General features: G+C 43.2%; 24 protein-coding genes and 1 other annotated feature. Of the genes, 6 read left to right on the top strand and 18 right to left on the bottom strand.

Features of this window, described 5'->3' with window-relative positions; all coding sequences use genetic code 11:
* Window positions 1-23 precede the first annotated feature (23 nt).
* Window positions 24-560, top strand: coding sequence for an HD domain-containing protein (locus BLT53_RS03850; protein ID WP_090232909.1), 537 nt, complete (start codon window positions 24-26; stop codon window positions 558-560).
* A gap of 27 nt (window positions 561-587) precedes the next feature.
* Here the strand turns inward: BLT53_RS03850 and BLT53_RS03845 are convergent, their stop codons facing one another.
* The 6 genes from BLT53_RS03845 to BLT53_RS03820 form a co-directional block, all read right to left on the bottom strand.
* A complete protein-coding gene (locus BLT53_RS03845; RefSeq protein ID WP_090232907.1) occupies window positions 588-1,439 on the bottom strand; it encodes a DegV family protein in 852 nt (283 codons plus the stop codon).
* Between the two features lie 81 nt (window positions 1,440-1,520).
* The gene (locus BLT53_RS03840) at window positions 1,521-2,525 is read right to left on the bottom strand and encodes an ABC transporter ATP-binding protein (protein ID WP_090232905.1); all 1,005 of its coding nucleotides are present in this window, start codon (window positions 2,523-2,525) and stop codon (window positions 1,521-1,523) included.
* On the bottom strand, window positions 2,525-3,544 hold the full coding sequence (locus BLT53_RS03835) for an ABC transporter ATP-binding protein (RefSeq protein ID WP_090232904.1): 1,020 nt from the start codon (window positions 3,542-3,544) through the stop codon (window positions 2,525-2,527). Before BLT53_RS03835 ends, BLT53_RS03840 begins: the two co-directional genes overlap by 1 nt.
* Window positions 3,545-3,556: 12 nt before the next feature.
* On the bottom strand, window positions 3,557-4,570 hold the full coding sequence (gene opp3C / locus BLT53_RS03830; RefSeq protein WP_090236684.1) for an oligopeptide ABC transporter permease: 1,014 nt from the start codon (window positions 4,568-4,570) through the stop codon (window positions 3,557-3,559).
* A gap of 5 nt (window positions 4,571-4,575) precedes the next feature.
* Window positions 4,576-5,505, bottom strand: a complete 930-nt coding sequence (gene opp3b, locus BLT53_RS03825; protein WP_090232903.1) for an oligopeptide ABC transporter permease — start codon at window positions 5,503-5,505, stop codon at window positions 4,576-4,578.
* Window positions 5,506-5,696: 191 nt separating this feature from the next.
* Window positions 5,697-7,376 carry a peptide ABC transporter substrate-binding protein gene (locus BLT53_RS03820; protein WP_090232902.1) on the bottom strand — a complete coding sequence of 560 codons (1,680 nt, stop codon included), beginning with the start codon at window positions 7,374-7,376 and terminating at the stop codon, window positions 5,697-5,699.
* A gap of 420 nt (window positions 7,377-7,796) precedes the next feature.
* Between BLT53_RS03820 and BLT53_RS03815 the strand changes: the two genes are divergently transcribed.
* Window positions 7,797-8,165 (top strand): DUF3899 domain-containing protein, encoded by a 369-nt coding sequence (locus BLT53_RS03815; RefSeq protein WP_090232900.1) that lies wholly within the window; start codon window positions 7,797-7,799, stop codon window positions 8,163-8,165.
* Window positions 8,166-8,197: 32 nt separating this feature from the next.
* Window positions 8,198-8,434, top strand: a binding site (T-box leader).
* A gap of 60 nt (window positions 8,435-8,494) precedes the next feature.
* Window positions 8,495-9,484, top strand: a complete 990-nt coding sequence (gene trpS, locus BLT53_RS03810) for a tryptophan--tRNA ligase (protein WP_090232899.1) — start codon at window positions 8,495-8,497, stop codon at window positions 9,482-9,484.
* Between the two features lie 40 nt (window positions 9,485-9,524).
* On the opposite strand, the gene BLT53_RS03805 is transcribed toward trpS, so the two are convergent.
* The 3 genes from BLT53_RS03805 to BLT53_RS03795 form a co-directional block, all read right to left on the bottom strand.
* Entirely contained in the window at window positions 9,525-10,271 is a 747-nt protein-coding gene (locus BLT53_RS03805) for a YjbA family protein (RefSeq protein ID WP_090232898.1), read from the bottom strand.
* Window positions 10,272-10,402: 131 nt separating this feature from the next.
* Complete coding sequence (fabF, locus tag BLT53_RS03800; RefSeq protein WP_090232896.1) at window positions 10,403-11,641, bottom strand: beta-ketoacyl-ACP synthase II; 1,239 nt, start codon at window positions 11,639-11,641, stop codon at window positions 10,403-10,405.
* A 43-nt stretch (window positions 11,642-11,684) separates the two neighbouring features.
* Entirely contained in the window at window positions 11,685-12,617 is a 933-nt protein-coding gene (locus BLT53_RS03795) for a beta-ketoacyl-ACP synthase III (protein ID WP_061968972.1), read from the bottom strand.
* A 197-nt stretch (window positions 12,618-12,814) separates the two neighbouring features.
* On the opposite strand from BLT53_RS03795, the gene BLT53_RS03790 reads away from it, so the two are divergent.
* Window positions 12,815-13,108, top strand: a complete 294-nt coding sequence (locus BLT53_RS03790) for a YppG family protein (protein WP_170834220.1) — start codon at window positions 12,815-12,817, stop codon at window positions 13,106-13,108.
* Window positions 13,109-13,153: 45 nt separating this feature from the next.
* Here BLT53_RS03790 and BLT53_RS03785 read toward each other — a convergent pair whose 3' ends face one another.
* The 4 genes from BLT53_RS03785 to BLT53_RS03770 form a co-directional block, all read right to left on the bottom strand.
* Window positions 13,154-13,333: a ComZ family protein gene (locus BLT53_RS03785; protein WP_090232892.1), complete on the bottom strand. Its 180-nt coding sequence runs from the start codon at window positions 13,331-13,333 to the stop codon at window positions 13,154-13,156.
* 17 nt (window positions 13,334-13,350) lie between these two features.
* On the bottom strand, window positions 13,351-14,316 hold the full coding sequence (locus tag BLT53_RS03780; RefSeq protein ID WP_090232891.1) for a BMP family ABC transporter substrate-binding protein: 966 nt from the start codon (window positions 14,314-14,316) through the stop codon (window positions 13,351-13,353).
* A gap of 94 nt (window positions 14,317-14,410) precedes the next feature.
* A complete protein-coding gene (locus BLT53_RS03775) occupies window positions 14,411-15,307 on the bottom strand; it encodes an NAD-dependent epimerase/dehydratase family protein (protein WP_090232889.1) in 897 nt (298 codons plus the stop codon).
* 99 nt (window positions 15,308-15,406) lie between these two features.
* A complete protein-coding gene (locus BLT53_RS03770) occupies window positions 15,407-16,147 on the bottom strand; it encodes a hypothetical protein (RefSeq protein WP_090232888.1) in 741 nt (246 codons plus the stop codon).
* A gap of 171 nt (window positions 16,148-16,318) precedes the next feature.
* On the opposite strand from BLT53_RS03770, the gene BLT53_RS03765 reads away from it, so the two are divergent.
* Both BLT53_RS03765 and BLT53_RS03760 read left to right on the top strand, forming a co-directional pair.
* The gene (locus tag BLT53_RS03765; protein WP_061968958.1) at window positions 16,319-16,510 is read left to right on the top strand and encodes a YjzD family protein; all 192 of its coding nucleotides are present in this window, start codon (window positions 16,319-16,321) and stop codon (window positions 16,508-16,510) included.
* A 62-nt stretch (window positions 16,511-16,572) separates the two neighbouring features.
* Window positions 16,573-17,745 (top strand): M20 family metallopeptidase, encoded by a 1,173-nt coding sequence (locus BLT53_RS03760; RefSeq protein ID WP_090232886.1) that lies wholly within the window; start codon window positions 16,573-16,575, stop codon window positions 17,743-17,745.
* A gap of 23 nt (window positions 17,746-17,768) precedes the next feature.
* Here the strand turns inward: BLT53_RS03760 and BLT53_RS03755 are convergent, their stop codons facing one another.
* From BLT53_RS03755 to BLT53_RS03735, 5 genes are all read right to left on the bottom strand, one after another.
* Window positions 17,769-17,948 (bottom strand): YjzC family protein, encoded by a 180-nt coding sequence (locus tag BLT53_RS03755; RefSeq protein WP_090232884.1) that lies wholly within the window; start codon window positions 17,946-17,948, stop codon window positions 17,769-17,771.
* Between the two features lie 89 nt (window positions 17,949-18,037).
* Window positions 18,038-18,433 carry a hypothetical protein gene (locus tag BLT53_RS03750; RefSeq protein WP_090232882.1) on the bottom strand — a complete coding sequence of 132 codons (396 nt, stop codon included), beginning with the start codon at window positions 18,431-18,433 and terminating at the stop codon, window positions 18,038-18,040.
* Window positions 18,434-18,488: 55 nt separating this feature from the next.
* Complete coding sequence (gene argF, locus BLT53_RS03745; RefSeq protein WP_090232881.1) at window positions 18,489-19,433, bottom strand: ornithine carbamoyltransferase; 945 nt, start codon at window positions 19,431-19,433, stop codon at window positions 18,489-18,491.
* Window positions 19,430-22,573 (bottom strand): carbamoyl-phosphate synthase (glutamine-hydrolyzing) large subunit, encoded by a 3,144-nt coding sequence (gene carB / locus BLT53_RS03740; protein WP_090232879.1) that lies wholly within the window; start codon window positions 22,571-22,573, stop codon window positions 19,430-19,432. The genes argF and carB overlap by 4 nt, the downstream gene beginning before the upstream one ends.
* Window positions 22,566-23,645, bottom strand: coding sequence for a carbamoyl phosphate synthase small subunit (locus tag BLT53_RS03735; protein WP_090232877.1), 1,080 nt, complete (start codon window positions 23,643-23,645; stop codon window positions 22,566-22,568). The genes carB and BLT53_RS03735 overlap by 8 nt, the downstream gene beginning before the upstream one ends.
* Window positions 23,646-23,693 lie beyond the last annotated feature (48 nt).

The following is a 23,693-nucleotide window of genomic DNA, read 5'->3' as shown; positions in this document are numbered from 1 at the left end:
GAAAAACGAAAGGAGAAATCGCGATGAGAAATGTAACTCTAACGGATATTTTTCAGCACCCATCTGCACAAAAGTACCTGAACAGGTCTGGTCTAGTTCATGCGATTGCTACCGCCTACCATGCCTTTTCGCTGGCAAAAGACTTTGGAGTCGACCCTGACCTTGCCACTAAAGCCGCACTGTTGCACGATATCGGACACTATACATGGTATACAAATGGCCAATGGGATTACTCCCTTTACAAAGAGAATGACATCCATGCCATAAAAGGCGCGGAACGAGCACATAAGCTGTTGATCCAGCTTGGCGAGGATCCCCGCAAAGCCAAGGAAATTGCTTTAGCCATATTACTTCACACTGATTCTTATCTTCCAAAAGGACAGTTGGACCTGCTGCCTCTTCAACGTGTCGTGGCCTTGGCGGATGAAGCAGACGAAGAGCCAGGCGGTATGCATCATTATCGAAGTCTGGATATAAAGACCGCACTTTCTCGCATTAAAAAATTGGACCGATTGGTGGATGCTCAATATGAGACTGAAAATCTAAAACACTCCGTATAAACAAAACATACGGAGTGTTTTTAATATTTAATGAAGGATAAATCCTATCGCGTTTTCACTGGCATAAGTTCCAATGGTACTTCCAAAGCGTGTAAATGTAACCGATTTAAATTTTGAAAACGAGAAAAATTCGCCAAACTCTTTGATTACTTCCTGCTTTGACGGAAGACTGTGAATGATAAAGAGTTCTTTCTCGGGATTCTGATGGTGCCAAACCTGCAGGATCTCTTTAAGCTTGCAAAGTCCCTTTTTCTTCCCCCTAAACTTCCCCACTGTTTCAACAATTCCATTTTGTACCGATAGAAGCGGTTTAATATTTAAAAATTCCGCAATAGCACCTTGAACTGCTGAAATACGCCCGCCTTTTTTAACATTCTCCAATGTCTCCAGAAGCACGTAGGCAATAATGGCTTCCTTTTGTCGTTCAAGTTCCTCAACAACCTGCTTTGCGTTTTTGCCTTCTCGGACCAAAAAATCTGCCAGCTTCAGCAACACTTGAACACCTGCAGATGCAGTACCTGAATCGATAATATGGACGTTGTTCTGGACATTTTCATCAAGCATCCCCTTAGCAATGGATGCGCTTTGCACAGTTCCGCTCAAATTCGATGAAAGCCCTACATATATAAGCTCATTCCCTTTTTCAATCTCTTTTTGAAATACATTTAAAAAGGCTTGTGGGGATGGCTGGCTGGTTTTTGGAAGGTGTTCTTCTTTTGCCATTCTCTCGTAAAACGTATCGGTACTGATTGTTTCACCATCTAAAAAATGGTCGCTGCCAAACGTAATATTAAGAGGAACAATGGCTAAAGGAACGGATAATGCATGATGCTCTGCACAATAATCGCTGGCACTATCCAGTACAAACGTAATATTCATTCAATGACCTCACTAGAAAAGATTCCTTGCTTACTTAACATAACATAAAACGATCTCCCGACATACAGGAGATCGCTGTATTTACTGCTGTTTATTCTCAGTGTTCAACTCATTGTCATAAAGATGGCAAGCTACCCAGTGGCCTTCCCGTGCTTCCATCCATTTCGGATCTTTGCTGGCACACACATCCATCGCGTGCGGGCACCGGGTACGGAACCGGCAGCCGCTTGGAGGGCTGATTGGGCTAGGGAGATCGCCTTCAAGAATGATGCGTTCCCTGCTGCGCTCCATTTCCGGATCAGGAACAGGAATAGCGGAAAGAAGAGCCTGAGTGTATGGATGCAACGGTTCTTCGTAAAGCTCATCACTTGCTGCCAGTTCTACAATGTTTCCAAGATACATCACACCTACACGGTCAGAAATATGCTTAACCATGGAAAGGTCATGGGCAATAAACAAATACGTCAGACCGCGCTCTTTCTGAAGTTTCATCATCAAATTGACAACTTGAGCCTGAATAGAAACATCCAGCGCTGAAATGGGTTCATCCGCAATTATGAAATCCGGATCTACAGCAAGCGCACGGGCAATACCTATACGCTGACGCTGTCCGCCGGAAAACTCGTGCGGGTAACGGCTCGCATGTGCACGATTCAATCCTACTGTCTCAAGAAGCTCATAGACCCTTTCCATACGTTCTTTATCGTTTTTTGCCAGGCCGTGGATGTCTATTCCCTCGGCAATAATATCCTTGATTGTCATCCTTGGGTTTAAAGAAGCGTAAGGATCCTGGAAAATCATTTGCATGCGGCGATTAAACGACTTTAATTCTTTTCTGGACTTTTTGCCATGAACATCTTCACCTTCAAAGGTTACATTACCGCCAGTTGCTTCATAAAGGCGGATGATGGTCCGTCCGGTCGTCGATTTTCCACATCCGGATTCTCCTACCAGTCCGAGAGTCTCCCCTTTATATATATCAAAGCTGACATTATCAACCGCTTTTAAGACAGCATTTTTTCCAACATTGAAATGCTTCTTGAGATTTTTTACTTCTAATAATTTTTCTCGTTCAACGACTGCCATTAACGGGCACCTCCTACTAATGCAGCTTCAGGCGGTTCGACCTGAGGCGCACGCTCATCCAGAAGCCAGCATGCCGTTTTATGCGTGGAAGTAACATCGGTCACATCTGGCATGTGATCTACACAAACCTGCATTGCATAAGGGCAACGGGCTGCAAAAGGGCAGCCTTTTGGCGGATTAAGCAAGTTCGGTGGTGTACCTGGAATCGCCATTAATTCTTTTTCCGCAGAATTCAACTTCGGCATGGAAGACAATAAACCCCATGTATACGGATGCTTTGGATTATAAAAAACTTCATCGGTTGTTCCTGTTTCAACAATGGTACCGCCATACATAACGGCTACCCGCTGAGACAGATTCGCCACTACTCCAAGGTCATGCGTGATCAAGATAATGGCTGTTCCTGTCTTTTGCTGCAAATCTCTCATTAAGTCGAGGATTTGTGCCTGAATCGTTACATCAAGAGCTGTCGTTGGCTCATCGGCAATCAATACCTTAGGGTTACATGCCAGCGCAATGGCAATCACCACACGCTGTCTCATCCCCCCTGAAAATTGGTGTGGATATTCATTAATACGGAGCTCAGGATTTGGGATGCCAACCAATTTCAATAAATTGATCGCACGTTCCTTCGCTTCATTTTTGGATAAATTCTGATGTTTTCGAAGACCTTCCATGATTTGTTTTCCGACTGTCATCGTAGGGTTGAGAGAAGTCATCGGATCCTGAAAAATCATTGAAATTTCTGAACCCCGGATTTTTTCCATCTCACGATTGGAAAGCTTGGTAAGATCTCTTCCTTCAAAAAGGATTTCTCCTTCTTTAATTTCACTCGTTTTTTCAGGCAGCAATCTCATGATAGATTTTGAAGTAACGGATTTTCCGGAACCTGATTCTCCTACGATTGCAAGAGATTCCCCTTTTTCAAGATGAAGATTGACCCCCCGGACAGCTTTTACTTCGCCTGCAAACGTATGAAAGGAGACATTGACATTATTTAATTCTAGTATTTTTTTCATCATTTTCTCCCCCTATTTACGCATCTTAGGATCTAGTGCATCACGTAAGCCGTCACCGAGAAGGTTAAAGCTGATCATGATTAAAGAAATAATTACAGCCGGGTACAATACAAGGTGCGGATAAATTTGCAATGATTTAAACCCTTCGTTTACCAATGATCCAAGAGATGCAGTCGGCGGTGATATCCCGAGACCAATGAAGCTTAGAAACGCCTCTGTAAAGATTGCACTCGGAATGGTAAACATAGATGTAATAATGATGGATCCCAATATATTTGGAAACATGTGCTTTGTTACAATTCTTGAACTCTTGGCTCCCAAAGTCAGGGAGGCTAAAACAAATTCCTGGTTTTTTAACTTTAAAATCTGACCGCGGACAATACGTGCCATCGTGGTCCAACCGGTAATAACCATGGCGAATGTAATCGAGATGATACCCGGATCGAGAATCAGGATCAGCAGGATAACAACAATCAAGTTAGGAATCCCAATAAGAATCTCTATTATTCTTTGCATGATATTATCCGTTTTTCCGCCATAGTATCCTGAAATCGCACCGTAAGCCACACCAATGATCATATCAATGGCCGCAGCCAAAAAGGCGATATATAACGAGATCTGTGTTCCTTTCCATACCCTCACGAACTGGTCTCTTCCCAGTGCATCTGTACCAAACCAATAATAATTGTCTTTTTGGTTTTTCATTTTGTACTGATCTACGCCACGGATGTCTACTCCGTCGAGACCAAGAAAGCCTACGTTTTCAAGAACAGGAATTCTCGGTGGAAGGTTGGTACGGCTTGTATCCTGGTCATCAAAGCCGTTATGGCTGAATAGCGGTCCAAGAAATGCAAGGAGCAAGATCGCCACAATGATGATCAACCCTGCAACTGCCCCTTTGTTTTCAAACAATCTTCGTCTGGCGTCCTGCCAGAAGGAAGTACTTTCCTTTGTGATTTTTTCGGCATCGTCCGAAGACCTGACCGCAGGTTGGAATAAGTCGTTGTTTAGTTGTTTTTCATGCATGCTCATTATCCCTTGCCTCCTGCAACCCTGATTCTAGGATCAATTACTCCGTATAAAATATCTACAATCAGTATGACAATGATAAAGCACACACTGTAAAAAATTGTCGTTGCCATAATGACTGGATAGTCATTCAGTTGGATGGATGAAACAAATTGAAAACCGAGACCCGGTACGGCAAAGATTTTTTCGATGATGAGTGTTCCTGTAATAAGGTTGATCGCCAACGGCCCCAAAATCGTAACAACAGGAATCATTGCGTTCCGGATGGTATGTTTCCAAATTACGACCAAGTTAGAAAGTCCTTTGGATTTAGCAGTTGTAATATAATCTTGTCCCAACACTTCAAGCATTTCCGTTCTCATGAACCTGGCCACAGTTGCTATTACAAAAACAGATAACGAAAGTGCTGGCAGAACATGATATTTCGGACCGTCCCAAAGGGCAACGGGCAGCCATCCTAACTTAACCCCTACGTAATACTGTAAAACCCCTGCAAAAACAAAGGATGGAATGGATATTCCCAAAACCGCAAACAGTGATGACAAATAATCAATTGATGTATTGTGCTTTAATGCTGCAGCAATTCCTAAAATTAAGCCAATGATCGTTCCTATAATCGTCGCTTCAACACCAAGAACAGCGGAAGGCCCGATTCTCTCTGTAATCATAGTGGAAACAGGACGGTTATCATATTGGAAAGACACACCCAAATCCCCTTTAACCAGATTACTCATGTAGTTTAAATACTGAACGGGAACAGGATCATTCAATCCATACTTTTCATTAAGAATAAATTTTTGTTGATCTGTTAATTTCTCTTCATTGTTAAACGGAGAACCTGGCAACAGCTTCATTAGGAAAAACGTAAATGAAGTAATAATAAATAGTGTGATTAGCATGTAAAGCAATCGTTTTAGTACGAAACGAACCACTATTGCACCTCCTAAAAAAATAAACCCCTGCTTAATACCTATATCTCTATATTAAGTGACAAAACAATATCCTACAATAACTCGTTGGAATTTTCGACAAATTTTTACTAATAAGTCATTTGCAGTTAAAAGGAGAGTATATGACTTACTGACATATACTCTCCTGGTACCGCTATAAAACAATCTGTTTTTTACTCAACGTCCCAATCTTTGTAGCTATAATCCCCACCAAATGAGTGGTTGTGGATGTTTTTAATATTAGATTTTGTGATAAAGGCATATCCACGTTGGTACATTGGGCTGATTGCCGCATCTTCCTCGATAAGGATTTTTTCAGCTTGCTGCATCATTTCCCAACGTTTCTTAAGATCTGTTTCAGATGAAGCTTTTTTAACTAGCTCATCATACTTTTTGTTGGAGTAGTTCATTTCGTTGTGAGAACCACCAGTAACAAACATGTCGACGAATGTCATTGGATCTGGATAGTCAGGTCCCCAGCCAGCATAAGAAATGTCATAATCCATGTTTTCTTCAAGCTTCAGCTTTTGTTTGAATGGTTGAGCTTTGATTTTCAGAGATAGACCAGGAAGGTTTTTCTCCAATTGGTTTTTGATGAACTGTGCATCTTTTTGAGCCGTATCAGTGTCATAGTTAAGAAGAGTAAGGTCTAATTTCTTAACTCCAAGCTCTTTCAAGCCTTTTTCCCAGTAATCTTTTGCCTGTTTAGCATCACCTTTGTTAAGGTCGCCATTCTTCTCACGGAAGTCAGCTCCGTCCGGACCGTTAACAAACTTGGAAGGTACCAAGAAGTATGCAGGAACAGATCCGTTATTCAAAAGTACATCGGTTAATTGCTTCTTATCCCAGCCCATGTCAAGCGCATGGCGGATATTTTTGTTTGCAAGTGCTTTGTTCTTTTGGTTCATACGAAGGAAGAACACAGAAGATTCAGGCACAGTGCTGAAAATGTCCTTCTTGTCTTTGTATTGGTCAACGTATTCCGCAGAAATTGAGGTGCGGTCTAGTTTACCAGTTTCAAACAAGTTGATACGAGTTGCTTCATCCTTAAGGATGTTTACGTTAATTTTATCTACTTTTACGTTCTTCTTGTCCCAGTACTTATCGTTCTTTTCCAATACCCATCCTTTTTCATGCTCCCATTTTGTAAGAGCAAAAGGACCGTTGTAAAGAGCTTTGTCAGCTTCTAAAGCGAATTGCTTCCCTTGTTCTTTAACAAACTTTTCAGGTTGTGGATAGAAAGTCGGGAATGAAAGAACTGCTTTTAAGTAAGGTTTCGCACTGGTTGGACCAGCGAACTTCACTTCAATTGTATGTTCGTCAATAGCTTTGATACCAAGCTTATCCGTTTTGTTATACATTGGATCTTCAGGGTTTAGAATTTTGTCAGCATTCAGAATGCCTGCAACTTGATAGATGAAAGAGTATTGAGTAGCTGTATCTTTGCTAACAGCTTTTCTCCAAGCAAATACATAATCATTTGCTGTTACTGGATCACCATTGCTCCAAACAGCGTCATCGCGAAGTTTAAATACCCAAGTCTTGCCGCCATCTTTCTCTTCTGGTTCTTCAGCAGCACCGGATAGAACTGGCTCATCCTTCTCGTTCAAAGTATAAAGACCTTCGTATACGTTGTTTGCCAAGTTTAGAGAAACTTGATCGTCTGCCATGATGTTGTCAAGATACGGAATTTCGGAAGTTTCCATAAGGTTTAGGACCTTTTCTTTAGAACCCCCTCCGTTGCTTGAAGTGTTCCCGTTTGCCTTTTCCTCTTTCTTACCGCTACACGCAGAAAGGAAAACGCTCAAAACGAGCACAATCGTTAGTAATAACGACCATTTTGACTTCTTCATTGATTGACCTCCCCTTTTTCTGTTTACCTAATTAGTGAGCCAAAGCTTCGTGAATTATCAGACATTTTGCCCACATTCGTATTATACAAGTTTTCATACTATTATGCATATACTTTTTTTTACGACTTTTACAAAAAGCCCAATTTATTTACGTTTCTTTAACAAAAAATAGGACTAAATTCCTATACACGTCCAGCGTTTTCCTCCCTTCCCCTATCCAATAAATTCCAACAAAATCTGTAAAATATCCTCCTTTCTTACCCGTCGTTTTTTATATTTTCTAATAACTCTGAACCTATATGCACTCTCTTTCAATAAACGGCCGGAAAATTTATAGGTATAAAGTAGTGTGCTCCGGTCTTGTGTTCATGGTAAAATAGATAATACAGCTATGAATCTGAAAATGATGGGAGTAAATCGATGTCACGTTTTTTGGCTTCAGCACTATTAACCGCAGGGTCTGTTGTACTATCACTTATCATTGAATTTTTATCTGATAAAAAGCTTCATCTCATTCATGTGGTGGACAACCTTTTTATGGCGGGACTTGCTCTGGTCCTGATCGGCTTAGTGTTATTTGTTGTTAAAGGCGGATTCTTCGACCTTTTTTCAAAGACGGTCAAAAAAGTGGTGAAATCATTCTCGAAGTCAGCCGAGTACGCAGAGAGCCAGGAAGAAGCCTCAAACTTCAGCCTGTCCGAACGGGTATCTGGCAATTTTATCTTTCCTCTGCTTTGTTCCGGAGCTGTATTGTTTGTTTTTTCTAGTCTGGTTGCAATTCTATTGTAATTTTTATATACTATTTTTAACTGAGTGAATAACGAATGGCGATGATAAAGAAAAGTACATGTTTTTGAAGCTTCCAGAGAGCCTGTGGCCGGTGGAAACAGGCAGTGAATGAACATGGAATGGTCTTTTGAGCTCCTGTCTGAACATTATTTAGTAGGAACAGGCGTGTGTGTCCGCACGATAGAAAGGGCGCCGTATGACAGTACGGGTTAGAGATATTCTTTTTTTTGGAATAACAAGGGTGGCACCACGGTCCATTCGTCCCTTTTCACGGGATGGATGGGCCTTTTTTGTATGTAAATAAATTATTTAAAAGGAGAAGTTTCATTATGGCAACTATTTTTTCAGGTATCCAGCCAAGCGGTACCATAACATTGGGGAATTATTTGGGGGCACTGCAGCATTTTGTGGGCTTTCAAGAGGATAATCACTGTTATTTCTGTGTGGTGAATCAGCATGCCATTACTGTTCCGCAGGATCCGGTTCAGTTGAAAAAGAACAGCCGCAGCCTTGCTGCCATGTACCTCGCTGTCGGCATTGATCCGGAGAAATCCACTCTTTTTATTCAATCAGAGGTTCCTGCCCACACAAAAATGGGATGGGTTCTGCAATGTGTTGCGTATATCGGGGAACTGGAACGCATGACTCAATTTAAGGATAAATCCAAAGGAAAAGAAGCGGTTTCTGCAGGGTTGCTGACCTATCCTCCGCTCATGGCTGCCGATATCCTCCTTTATGGTACGGAGCTTGTTCCTGTTGGAGATGATCAAAAGCAGCACATTGAGCTGACACGTGACCTTGCGGAACGGTTCAACAATAAATACCGTGAAATCTTTACCATACCTGAGCCGCGCATTCCTAAAGTTGGCGCAAGGATTATGTCTCTTGTTGATCCTACGAAAAAAATGAGCAAATCCGATGCCAATGTGAACGCCTTTATTTCTATTTTGGATGACGAAGCGGTCATCACCAAAAAGATCAAGCGGGCCACTACGGATTCTGATGGCGTTGTAAAATATGATAAAGAAAACAAACCCGGCATTTCCAACCTGTTAACCATCTACTCACTGTGCTCAGGAGAATCCATCCATGAACTTGAAAAAAAGTATGAAGGAAAAGGCTACGGAGATTTTAAAGAAGGAACGGCAAGTGCTGTCGTAAGCCGCTTAAAGCCGATACAGGAACGTTATTACAATTTGATCGAATCTGATGAGCTTGATCAGATCCTGGATCATGGAGCAGAAAAAGCGAATCGCGTGGCGAACAAAATGCTGAACAAAGCGGAACGGGCCATGGGATTGGCCAGAAAACGTGTATAACAGAAGAAAACCTCCGCATAAAGCGGAGGTTTTGTTGTTTTTAGTTTACATGAGTTCCATTTTCGAGTTCCCAAATCTTTTCAAAGTAGGGCTGCCCTTTTACAAGCCGTTCGCAAATGGCGTAATGCTGATTGCTCCAGCCGTCCTTGATTTCCGCATACAACGCCGCCCATGCTTCTTCAAATTCCATCGATTGGATTTTCATATACTCTTCAGGCATCCACTCGGTATACCAGTATCTCACCTCTGCGACATTCTGGGTCGTATGCAGCTGGTCAAGCAACATGAACAAAAGCTGTTTCAGCTGACGCTCTTTTCTTGTAAGTCCTCTCATCATAACCGGCTCAGGCGAAAGAATATGATGCTCTTTTTCTTTTATATCCGGAGTAAACGTGTAAGAAACGGTCTCCATTTGCTCTGCCATTTCATACACGAGCTGTTCCTGCCTTGGAATCAGCCTGCTTTTTCGGATGGGAATACGGTAGCCCATTGTATCTATCACCATGGTTTTCATTTCATCAGTGATGATAAAGCAATGGTCCAGTTGAACTCTCTGGTTGTTTTTCCTCACGTATGCTTTCTGGTGTACTTCATCTAAAAGGGAGTCTGGAAGATCGCTGAGTTCGTTTTCGATGTAGTGAAACAGTGAAGACTCTATTTTAACAATTGGCACCTGATCCAAAAGCTCGATGAAATCGTCCTTCCTCCACTCATGAAACTCACAAACGTTATAGCCATTTTCTTCACCTTCAAACCAATTCACCCAAACATCTCGTAAATATAACATTTGCTACCCCTCACTTACCGATTTTGTTAAAAACAGTATAGTCAGAGGTTGTCCAAATTATTCTTTTGTAAGAAGAATTATCTAGAGCAAATAAAAAAAGATGGTTGATTGCGGTCAACCATCTTTTACTCTTATTCGCTGTATTTTTTAAAGATCAGGGTAGCATTATGCCCGCCAAAGCCCAAAGAATTACTTAAAACGGTATTCACTTCCGCTTTTCTGGCTTCGTTTGGTACATAATCCAAATCACATTCCGGATCTGGTGTTTCATAATTAATCGTAGGCGGGATAATTCCATCCTGAATGGATTTTACTGAGAAAATCGCTTCGATTCCACCTGCTGCTCCCAACAGGTGTCCTGTCATGGACTTAGTGGAGCTCACAGCCAGTTTGTGTGCATGCTCACCAAAGACTTCCTTGATGGCCATGGTCTCAAACTTATCATTATAATCAGTGCTCGTTCCGTGCGCGTTGATATAGTCGATTTCTTCAGGTGCCAGTCCGCTGTCCTGTACAGCCTGAGTCATTGCACGGACGCCGCCTTCCCCGCCAGGAGCTGGTGCCGTAATGTGGTATGCATCTCCTGTTCCGGCATATCCTACGATTTCAGCATAAATCTTGGCTCCGCGTTTTTTTGCAAATTCAAGGTCTTCAAGAACCAGAATTCCTGCACCCTCACCAATGACAAACCCGCTGCGGTTTGCATCAAACGGACGACTTGCAGTGGCAGGATCTTCATTATAGGACAATGCGCCAGCCTGACAGAAGCCGGCAAGCGCCATATCTGTAATTGGTGCTTCCGTTCCTCCGCAAATCATGGCATCTGCATCTCCACGCTGAATGACTTTAAATGCATCGCCAATAGAGTTGGCCCCTGAAGCACAAGCCGTTACAGTACAAGAATTCATTCCTTTAGCACCAAGCATGATGGAAACCTGGCCTGCTGCCATATCCGGGATCATCATCGGTACGAAAAACGGACTGACCCTGCGGTATCCCTTTTTCTCAAAGATGCGGAACTGCTCTTCATGTGTGTCCATGCCGCCAATACCGGAACCGATCCACACTCCGACACGAGGTGCGATTTCGTCTGTGATATCAAGGCCGGCATCGGCTACCGCCATTTTTGACGCAGCGATGGCAAATTGAGTAAAGCGGTCCATTTTCCTTGCTTCCTTACGGTCCATATATTCATGTGGATCAAATTCTGTTGCTTCGGCAGCAACTTTTACCGGGAATTTTTCCGCGTCCCGGCGAGTTAATGGACCTACACCGGATTCACCGGCAATGATTCGGTTCCAGGTTTCTTCTACACTATTTCCAAGGGGAGAAATGGCTCCCATTCCTGTGATTACTACGCGTCTTTTCATTGTTAATACAACTCTCCTTTGAAGAATAGTCAGCTTTTATCTTCTATCTTCCCCATCGGAGCGCAACGGCACCCCATGTCAGGCCGCCGCCAAATCCAACGAGGACAAGCAAGTCATCATCTTTTATCTTACCATTTTTTAAGGCATCAGAAATAGCCATAGGAATGGAAGCAGATGATGTGTTTCCATATTTATTAACCGTTACTGCCATTTTTTCTTTTGGCAGCTCCAGCCGCTCACGAGATGCTTCCATGATACGGATGTTGGCCTGATGTGGGATAAGGTAATCAACATCATCTTTTGTCAGTCCTGCCTTTTCAACCACATTCATGGAGGACTCACCCATTTGGCGTACCGCAAATTTAAATACCTCGCGCCCATTCATATGAAGGTACTCATCCTGGTACAGGTGTTTAGCGCCTCTGCCGTCAGATCCCAGTTCAAAGGACAGAATTCCTCTTCCTTCAGATACTTTGGACATAACTGCAGCTCCCGCTCCATCACCAAATAATACAGCTGTATTTCTGTCATTCCAATCGGTTATCTTGGACAGCTTTTCAGCTCCCACCACTAATACATTTTTATAGGTGTCAGATTCAATAAATTGTTTCGCCATCACCATGCCGTACATAAATCCTGAACATGCCGCACTAATATCCATCGCTACAGCATGAACTGCTCCCAATCTTTCCTGGATCAAGCAAGCCACAGAAGGAAATGGGGAATCAGGCGTTACGGTGGCAACGATGATTAGATCAAGCTCTTCTGCATTCAGCCCGGCATTTTCCAAAGCTTCCCTTGCTGCCTGTTCTGACATATGTGATGTATTAACATCATCTGCCGCAATTCTTCGCTCTTCAATTCCAGTACGGGTGCGAATCCATTCATCGCTGGTGTCCACCATTTTTTCAAGATCAAAATTGGTTAACACTTTTTCAGGGACATAAGCACCTAAACCTATTATTCCAGCATTCATGTTATTACCCCTTTATCCATATTTTTATGTTGTTTCTTTCTGCATTTGGTTTAGTATCAATTTTTAAGACCTGGTACTAATTTTAATTTATTTTTCATTTTTTGTCCAGTATGCTGATTACATGGGACAACACACCATCTATTCATCCAGACATATTATATATAGAGCTTATCAGTCTGAATACAGGAGTGGTACATGTGAATTTTCCTCGCAATGGGCTGCCCTCCCCGATGCGGCAAAGATCGGCCATGCAAGCCAGACACCCATTTCCACCCCCCCGGCAAACAAGGGAACAGCCGCCTCCACCCAGCGAGCCGCCTTTTATCCCAATGGCCTACCGCCAGCCTTTCCCAAGGCCGAATCCTTTAATCAGTGCCTTCCGGACAAACGACGGGAATTTTGATTACAACAAGCTGATGGCTGTCATCGATCAGACCGTGAAAGTTGCACAGCAGGTTTCACCTCTGTTTACGGCTTTCAGGAAAAAGTAAAAGAGCCAACAAGTGAAGTTGGCTCTTTTACTTTACTGACAAACGTTATTCTTGATTTTGTTTTCCGAGTTCATATGCATCGTTCATGACTTTCAGAAGAAGATTCAGCATAGGCTGGATATCCTCCATGGACAATTCTACTCCTTTTTTCTCCAAAAGCTCTTTTCCTTCTGGCAAATGCTTCATGGCAATTTGCATAAACTGCATATTCAATTCCTGATTCATTGGACTTCCTCCTGCGCTCAATCTCGACTGAATTTTCCGTTGGGGAGTTTTCCGGTTTTTTTATACTCTTCAATGCCCTTCCTGATCTCTTTTTGAAATGCAGAAGGCACCCGGGGACTGAAACGCCCCATTGTAATGGCTTTTTCCTTGAAGCCATATTGAAGATTACCGGTCTCAAGCTTTCCAGCATCATGCTGTCCAGCAACAGATTTATATACATATTCTACGTTTTGCACCGTACTTGTCAATACCGTACCACGACCCAAATCTGATTGATCCGTTACATATCCGATGGCATATAATGCCTTCTTTTTCACTTCATCAATTACCGGTACAGTATAATCGTCACCAGTCGGATAAAAAACATCTGCACCCTGAGCGGCCATTCGCTTGAATGAAGCAATCGCTCGATCCTTATCGCTCCAGCTGTGCATCACTTGGGTATCGACAGTGATATCTTTTTTTTGAAAATGGGCCCCTTCGGCAAATCCTTTGATTTCAGGCTGCCATTCCTGAGCGGCGATCACACCCAGGTGGTTGGAGTGGCTCATTTTTGCAGCAACCATTCCGGCAAAAAACCCCATCGCATACGATTTAAAATGAATGCTTGTCGTATTTTTACCTGTCACCTCGCCGTTAAAGCTCACAAAGTGCATCTTCGGATAATCTTTGCTGATCTGACTGAATAAATCAGCATAAATTTTCCCGTGTCCAAAAACAAGATTGACGTCATCCTTTTGAAATTCTTTGACTGCCTTCTTAACTTTTCCTTTCATTTGCATTTTTTCTTTATATACAACTTCATTTCCGTATGTATCCTGGATCTTGATCAGGCCTTTGTATCCCTGGTCAGCCCAGCCTTGATCATTAATGGTATCCTGTACGAACAGCCCTGCATTTTTAAGTTTTCCTTCCCTTTTTTCCTGACATCCAGTCAGTGCGGCCAGCAAACATGCCACCAATAGCCCTTGTAAGATCTTCATGGTTCACGAACACATCCCATTCTATCGTCACGGTCATCCCCCTAAACTAGTATAATGGAAGGAATAAAAAAAAGGGAAACAAAATTCCCCTTTTTCATCCTTCATTCTTTCTCCATTGTCTAGTATGCTGTATTTGTCTTTTTATCCCCTCTTCAATGTGAATGTCTGAATGAAATCCTAATTCCTGTTGAGCTTTTTCACCGACAACCACCATGTTCCTTTTTTCCTTTGGAAAGTCCTCTTCTTTTATGGAGAGCAGTTTTAACCCCTTCCGCCACTCACCGTTTGTGCCGCTTCCTATATTATAAATGGTCCGTTTTTCTCCTTTTTCAGCTGCCAGGCATAATGCACGTACGGCATCGTCCACATAAATGGCATCCTCGGTTATAGAATCTTTTCGGATGTTCATGGTGTCCCGGTCCTGCTCGTTAACATTGATGATTTGTTGGAAAGTCATTTCCGATGGCTGCCAGGGACCATATATCGTGGGAAAGCGAAGAATAATGTAAGAAACCGGGTGGTTTGCTGCTGCCATACGAATATAATTTTCTTCTGTCAGCTTAATGAGGCCAAATAAGGTTTCTGGATTGGTTGAAGAGGTTTCTGTCACTTTTCCTGTTTTTTTTCCATACACATCATAGGATGATGCATAGATGAGCTTGACTGTTTTCGAAGGTATCGCCTGGATCAGGCTCCTGGTGGATTGAATATGCTGCTTCACCTTATCTTCTATGTCATTCCATTCTTCATTTGGATGGATACCGCATGCCAGATGAAAGACGGTATCAGCTTTTTTAATGATTTTCTTTAAATCCACTTGTTCCACGGGCTCGTTGATCAGTTCAAAACTTGCATGACGGCCAATATAATCCAACTTCTCTGTTGACCGCGCCGAATCAATTCCAATTACTTCGATCTCATCTTCCAGCAGCTTTGTGCACAAATGTGAGCCAATAAATCCCGCGGCTCCTGTAACGACAGCACGTTTCATCAAATGCTCCTCCGTTCTTTTTCTCTCTCTATATCGTATTTTTCATCCCGCTGAGTATGCATCTCAATCGATTTTCACAAAAAATCCTGCAGCAAATTGCTACAGGATGGATTCATATAATCTGAAAAACCGAGGCACGGCCAGAAATTTTTCCTGACTTTTACTGCTCATTTGTATAGTCAGGGAAATAGCATATCCTTTTTCAAGGCAGGATGCTTCAAATGGTCGGCTGTGATCTTTAAAGGGATAAACCGTGCCCGTTGCATCATGAAAAATTTTAACCGGCACTTCATGTTTTAATGTAAAACGCGCTACTGTTCTTTCCAAAAATTCGTCCATTTTTTGCTCATTAACCCCGTAGGCCTGGCTAATTTCTTTACGGATTCTTTTTAAAAATAATTTGTTCTTTTTCTCCTGCTGGAAATGGCTTTTAAGATTCAGGCACGGATTAAGAAAAACCGCAGAACGTATGGACCCTTCCATGTCATTTATAAAATCAATTGCTGCGAGCGCACCCATACCCTCCGCCAAAATATGAATAGATGAATTAAGAATTTCATATTTTATGACATAACGGTAAACTCTTCTTGCTAAAGTTACCGCTTCCTGGTTACCCCAATTTCTTCCATATAGATTGGAATAAAATACGGTATAGCCTTGTTGCTTGAGCGTTTGAATAAGTTCAAACCGATCCTTGTTTTGTTTCCACAAACTTGTCTGTTGATCTACGAAATGATTGCAATCGCCAAATATCATGACAGCAAAACCGTTTGGCTGTTCAGGAAGATGTATCGTATTCCATTGTCCATCTAAGCGGAAATTCCTCTCTTCGATGCTCACTTTTCTCCCCTCATCCAAAATTTTCTTACTTATACTATGTCCGTTTTGTGAAACTGGAGAAGGGATATGCCTATTCTCAAATGATTTCCTTAAAGATTTAAAGACAAAATCTTTATTTTTTGTTACTATATCAGAAGAAGAAGTCGTTTACATAAAGTTGAGGTGAACAAAATGCGTTATATCTGGACAATCATCTGGTCTTTACTACTTAGCAATATGGCTTTTTACGTACTGGAATCGATGCAGGGCGGAAAATATGACTCTGCAACATTTTCGACTGCATCTGTTTTCGGTGTTGTATTTGCCGTATTTGTCATCATCATTGGTGCCGTACTTCCCGCTGAAGCAGAAACGGCAGAGTAATAAAAAGCAGCCCCTCACAATCTGTGAAGGGCTTTTTTTCATCATATAGGAGGTTATCTAGCATGAAAGAGGTTCTAACAGCATTTCTCGATGAACAGTATCCACTTTTTAAAGAAGTTGCACAATACATCTGGAATCATCCCGAGCTGGGCTATGAAGAAATAAAGTCCTCCGCTAAACTAATTGAAACCCTGGAACACTTTGGATTTGAAGTAGAGCGTAACATTGAGGGAATGGAAACAGCGTTTATTGCGACTTATGACAGCGGAAAACCCGGCCCGGTGATCAGCTACCTTGCTGAATATGATGCCTTGCCCGATATTAACCATGCATGCGGGCATAATTTGATTGGTACCATGAGTACCTCTGCAGGAATTGCAGTAAGCACAGTGATCAAGGAAACCGGTGGTAAAGTTATTGTTTACGGTACACCTGCAGAAGAAACAGGTGGTGCGAAAGTTCACTTGGCGGAAAAAGGCTACTTTGACCGTGTAGATGCAGCCCTGATGTGCCATCCGTATAAGGCTTTTGAACGAAGCGGCTCTAGCATGGCCATGGAAGCATTGCAATTTGATTTTAAAGGGAAATCAGCACATGCCGCGGCTTCTCCCCACGAAGGGATCAATGCTCTCGACGCTGTAATTGCATTGTTCAACAGTGTCAATGCACTCCGGCAGCAAGTGACTCCCGATGTACGAATCCACGGTGTTATTACAGCCGGAGGAACTGTTCCCAATGTTATTCCTGATAAATCCCAGGCACGATTTTATATACGTGCGGCTACAATTGAACAGCTTCCTGATCTCGTCCGCCGAGTAAAGGACTGTGCTGCAGGGGCAGCACTTAGTACAGGTTGTAAATGGGAATCATCTCATTATGAGCTCGGCTACGCAAACTTGCTTACGAATGAAGTGATGTCAGATACATTCACAACAAATCTTGCATCACTAGGCATTCCCGTAGAGGAAATTGAAACCGGAAATGACCACGGATCTCTTGATTTGGGAAATGTAAGCCAAGTCGTTCCTGCTGTTCATCCTTACATCAAAATAACCGATGGTTCTCATAATCTGCATACAACCGAGTTTTGTGATGCAGCCAATTCGGAGCAGGGCTATAACGCGATGCTAATCGGCGCTAAAACGCTGGCACTGACCGGATACGATTTGTTAACAGATCCCCATCTCCTTCAGAATGTAAAAGAAGAATTTCAAAACAGAGAAAAAAGGGCCTGAGACAGTCCCTTTTTTTCTTCGCCTTATGGTTTGCGTTTATAGGTCCATACGCGGTTATGGTTTGAATTCTCAGGAAAGGAATCACCTGCGCTGAGTTTAACTTCCTTTGGATCGTTTACCATGCTGCCCGTTTCACCGATTTCGACATAAACGCCATTGTTCGGCGCTTTTTGTCCATGCTTGAATTGATGAGATTGCCCCATATGATCACCCCTTTTATATTTTTGTATTTTACTATGCCCAATTAAGCATAAAAAAACCAGCCATTACGGCTGGCAAAAGTCTTTTTGTTTTAGTAATACGTAACCGGCATCACGTTCGCCAGATTGGATAAAGGAATGATAAACCGTTCGATCTCATAGCTTCTTACCGGCTGTACAAAACCATAATAAGGGTAATCCAGTTCCGTATCACTGTTTTCTCTTTCACTGTTCTGCCCCTCGTCCACGATGGGAGAAGCAAAATAAATATTCTGACCGTCCATAAATTCAATAAATCCTTCATACATGCTACCGTCCAGCAAGGTGACGGTGACATAGTGCTGAATACTTTTCCGGCACAGCTTCTGCATTTTTTTCATCATTTGAGGGTTGGGGTAAGCTTGCTGCTGAAAGCCTTGCTGCTGATAGCCTGTTTGCTGCTGGTGGACTTGCTGCTGAGTATAATAAGGGTTTTGGTTGTTAAACATGGGGCACCTCCTTACTAATTCATGTTATTCACCCAGCCCCAATGTGTTCATCCCCTTACATGACAGATGCCATTAGCGCTTTTTGAACATGGAGTCGGTTTTCCGCTTCATCAAAAACGACCGAATTTGGCCCGTCAATCACTTCAGCTGTCACTTCTTCACCGCGGTGTGCAGGCAAGCAATGCATAAAGATATAATCCGGTTTGGCCAGCGCAAGAACCTCCTGGTTTACCTGGTAATCCTGAAAAGCGGATACACGTTCATCGGCTTCGGCTTCCCAGCCCATGCTTGCCCAAACATCGGTATAAACTGCATCTGCATCACGGATACCCTCTTTCAAATCGTGAGTAACGACAATTTCCGCACCAGTTTTTTGGGCAATTTCTTTGGCTTTCTGTACAATCTCTTGTTTCGGTTCATAGTTCTCCGGCGTAATAATCGTGCAGTTGAGCCCTACTTTTGCAGAACCTATCATGAGTGAGTGCGCCATGTTGTTTCCGTCTCCCACATACGCGAGCTTTTGATTCGCAAATGTTTTTTTGTATTCCAGAATGGTCATTAAATCTGCAAGTACCTGGCATGGGTGATAGTCGTCAGTGAGGCCATTGATCACAGGTATATCTGCGTGCGCTGCAAGCTCTTCCACGATTTCATGCTGAAATGTTCGGATCATGATGCCGTCCAGGTAACGGGAAAGTACTTTTGCAGTATCCGCAATTGATTCTCCTCTTCCCATCTGAATATCTCGCGAGCTGAGATGAAGAGCATGACCTCCGAGCTGCAGCATTCCCACCTCAAATGAAACTCTTGTTCTCGTTGATGATTTTTCGAAAATCATGCCCAGTGTTTTGCCTGCCAGCACCTGTTTTGGCTGCTTTTCCTTTTTCAACTGAATCGCATAGTTCAGGATCTGCTGAATTTCTTCTGAACTCCAATCTGCCAGGGTAAGGAGATGCTTTCCTTTCAGACTGGTTTCTTTATGAGTAATTGCTGGATTCATAGTCGAACTTCCTTTCCTTCCTGAATTTCTTTGATATGAAAAACCTGATCCGTCGCTGGTACAAGCCCATATTGATAAAAGGCGCATGTTTCCCATTGAGTAAATACGTATTTTCCTGAAAGACTGGCTTTTTTCAATCTCACCAGGGCCTCTTTATCTTTGCCTTCCGAAAAATAAATGCCGTTGTCCCGGGATGACACCCATTCTTCAAATGAGCGCTCCTCCGGATGGATAACGGTAACCCCTTGGTCCTTCCATCTCTGAAGGATATTTGTCTCGTTAAGTGTCAGTGTATCCTTGTTCATATCCGCATAAAGACTTACAGGGTGGCCTCCCTCACCGGTTCTTGCTGTAGGATTGGTGCCTGCAAGCACTTTTTGCACAGCTTCCTCAACGCTTTTCCCCATTCCAAGAACCTCCCCTGTTGAACGCATAATCGGTGCTCCCTTTGGTGACAGCCCTGGAAGTTTTATGTTGGAATAAACTGGCGCTTTTACCGCTGTAAAATGGCTGTTATGCAGACCTGCATGGATTCCCTGTTCCACAAGGGTTTTATCCAGCATGGCATGAACCGCGGCCTGAATGATATTCACACCTGAGATTTTATTAAAGATCGGTGCTGTACGGGAAGCCCGTGGATTGATCTCCAGTACAAAAACGTCCGGTCCATTAATGACAAATTGAATGTTGAATATTCCTTTGAATTCCATAGAAGCTGCAATTTTCTTTGAATAAGAAACGATAAGATCAATGATGCCGGGTTCTATGCTTACCGGTGGAGTAATGGCTGTACTGTCGCCTGAATGAACACCTGCGGGTTCAATATGCTCAAAGATTCCCGGGATGAATGCATGGATTCCATCCGAAAGAACATCCACCTCTGCTTCTTTGCCGGAAATGTAACGGTCCACCAGTACCGGATACTCGATGGTATGATGTGCGAGGTACGTTTTCAGTTCTTCCTCGTTCTTTACAATGACCATCCCTTTCCCTCCAATTACATATGAAGGTCTAAGCAGCACAGGATACCCAATGTTCATCGCGCAATTCAGAACCTCCTGGAAGTCAAAAGCTGTTTCTCCAGGAACATGCGGTATATTCACGTTTTTCAGGAAGCCATAAAAACGTTCACGGTTTTCCATTTCATCAATCAGGTCCGCTTTGGATCCCAGTACTTCAATACCGGCTTCCTCGAGCTCTTTTGCCACGTTGATCGCGGTTTGTCCTCCAAACTGAAGAATCACTTTTTGTGCTCCTTCAAATTCAAGAACGTTCATAATATCTTCGAAAGAGAGCGGTTCAAAGTACAGCGCATCCGCCACTTCAAAATCCGTACTCACTGTTTCAGGATTATTGTTAATCAGTATGGTTTCAAATCCTGCTTCCTGCAGGGCAAGTACGCCATGTACACAGCAGTAATCGAATTCTACCCCTTGGCCGATACGGATGGGACCTGAACCGATAACGGCGATCTTCTCCTTGGCGCTCGGAGCCTTGTCGTTTTTTCCGCTCCAACTGGAATAGTAATAAGAAGTGTTGGCCATGAACTCCGCTGCACAGGTATCCACCATTTTATAAGTGGGAACAATTCCTGCCGTTTTCCTTTTTTCTCTGACTTTCTCCTCAGGTACACTCCACGCCTGGGCGAGAGCTTGATCAGTGAATCCGGCTTTTTTCCAAGCGGATATCTGTTCTTTTTCAGCAGCAGCGAAAGAGCTTGACTGGATTTCCTGATACAGATCCACCAGTTTTTTAAATGCATAAAGAAAAAATGTATTAATTTGCGTGAGCTGATGTACTTCTTCCACTGACACTCCCCGGTTGAGCAGCTCCAGAATCGCAAAAAATCTGCGGTCATCGGCAGAAACGAGAAGGTTTTTCAGCTCCGAAGTACCCAAAGCCGTCAATTCTTTTAGAAAAAAGCCTTCTGTATCCAGCTCCAGGGAGCGGACGGCCTTTTGGAGGGCTCCTTCAAGATTTCTCTCGATCGCCATGACTTCTCCTGTTGCTTTCATTTGTGTTCCGAGCTTTCTTTCTGCTTCCGGAAACTTATCGAAAGGCCATCGCGGCATTTTCACTGTAATGTAATCAAGAGCCGGTTCAAAGCTTGCATAAGTTGTACCGGTTACCGGATTTTTCAGTTCATGAAGGTGATATCCCACGCTCAATTTGGCAGCAATCTTGGCGATTGGGTAACCCGTTGCTTTTGAGGCAAGAGCAGAAGATCGGCTGAGGCGCGGGTTAACCTCAATCAAATAGTATTGTTTGCTTTCAGTATCCAGGGCAAACTGGATATTGCATCCGCCAATAATTCCTAGTGCACGGATAATTTTTATCGCTGAAGACCGCAGCATATGGTATTCCTGGTCTGTCATCGTCTGGCTTGGCGCCACTACGAGCGAATCCCCGGTGTGTATGCCAACCGGATCAATGTTTTCCATGTTGCAGATCGTTATGCATGTATCATTGGCGTCCCTGACTACTTCATATTCGATCTCTTTGTAGCCTGCAATGCTTTTTTCAATCAGGCACTGGGAAATGGGGCTTGCTGAAAGTCCCTTATTGATAATGAGGGTCAACTCATCCTCCGTTTGAGCGGTCCCCCCACCAAAACCTCCCAACGTATAAGCCGGGCGTACGATTACCGGATACCCAATCTCCAGTGCAAAATCAATGGCTTCCTGTGGTGTCGTTACAATTTGGCTGTCCGGCACAGGCTCATTCAGTTCGTGCATGAGCGTTCTGAAGCATTCACGGTCTTCTGCTTTTGTAATGGAATCCAGATTGGTTCCAAGAAGTGTGACATTATGTTCATCAAGAACACCGCTTTTTTGAAGTTCCATGGCAAGGTTTAGTCCGGTCTGGCCTCCCACTGATGCCAAAAGACCGTCAGGCCGTTCTTTTTTAATAATGTTGGCCACTGATTCGGCAGTCATGGGTTCAAAATAGACTTTATCGGCATACGTTTCATCCGTCATAATAGTAGCCGGATTATTATTTACCAGAATGACGTGAATTCCTTCCTCTTTCAGCGCAGCGCAGGCCTGGGTGCCAGCATAGTCAAATTCAGCTGCCTGGCCGATGACGATTGGCCCTGATCCAATGACCAGGACACTATGAATCTCTTGATGCTTAGGCATAAATCTTCTCGCTCCTCTTTTCACGAATTAATTCCAGAAAGCTGGCAAACAAATGGGCGTGGTCTTCTGGTCCGGGATTCGCTTCGGGATGAAACTGGGTGGTCACAACGGGATAGGTATCGTGATACATTCCTTCCACACTTCCATCATTAATATTTTTATAGAGAACATGAAATCCCGTAGAAATCAGGCTTCCCTCTTCCACCACGTAGCCATGGTTCTGGGAGCTCATTGCCACTTTGTTTGTTTTAAGGTTGATAACCGGATGATTTGCCCCTCTGTGGCCGAATTTCAGTTTTTGGGTATTTCCTCCGAATGCAAGTGCCAACAGCTGATGTCCGAGACAAATACCAAATGAAGGATAAAGTTCAGCGAGCCTTCGGTATACCGGCATGTAGGGAGCCAGTTCTTTCGGATTCCCTGGTCCGTTGGAGAACAGCAGGCCATCTGGCTTTAATTTATGAATGACTTCTTCTTTCTCATCAAATGGGACAATTGTTACTTTGCATCCATTTTCTACGAGTGCCTCAACAATGGATTTTTTATAACCAAAATCAAGAAGGACAATATGGTATTTGCCTTTCCCGTGAGTTTCAGCTTCCTGGACGGAAACCTCTTTTACCAGTTTGCCCTGCACGCCTTTCTTTTCTTTATACTGCTCGATATGCTGCAGGCTGGATGACAGTACACCCTTCATGTCGCCTTCTGCACGGATCAGCTTGATTAGTGAACGGGTATCCACCTCACTGATCAGCGGAATACCATGTTTATTAAGCAATGCCGATAAAGGTTCCAGTGACTGATAGTGATGGCCTGTTTCATCTGCGGCACACGTGATCACACCTGCCGGCTGAGGAACAATGGATTCAAAATCCTCTCCATTAATTCCATAGTTTCCTATCAGTGGATAAGCAAACACTACGATTTGTCCGTGATAGGAAGGATCACTCAACACTTCCTGATAGCCAGTCATTCCTGTAAAAAACACCACTTCTCCGCTCGTGCACTGCGGGGTTCCGTGCCATTGTCCTTCAAAGCTCTCCCCATTGGAAAGCTGCAAATATCCTTTCATCGTTTCTTCTCCTTTGCATATACATTTATTTCATTGGATTTTTATACA

This window comes from Fictibacillus solisalsi (genome assembly GCF_900103485.1).
Lineage (GTDB): Bacteria > Bacillota > Bacilli > Bacillales > Fictibacillaceae > Fictibacillus_C > Fictibacillus_C solisalsi.
This window is presented reverse-complemented; position numbering and strand designations above follow the sequence as displayed.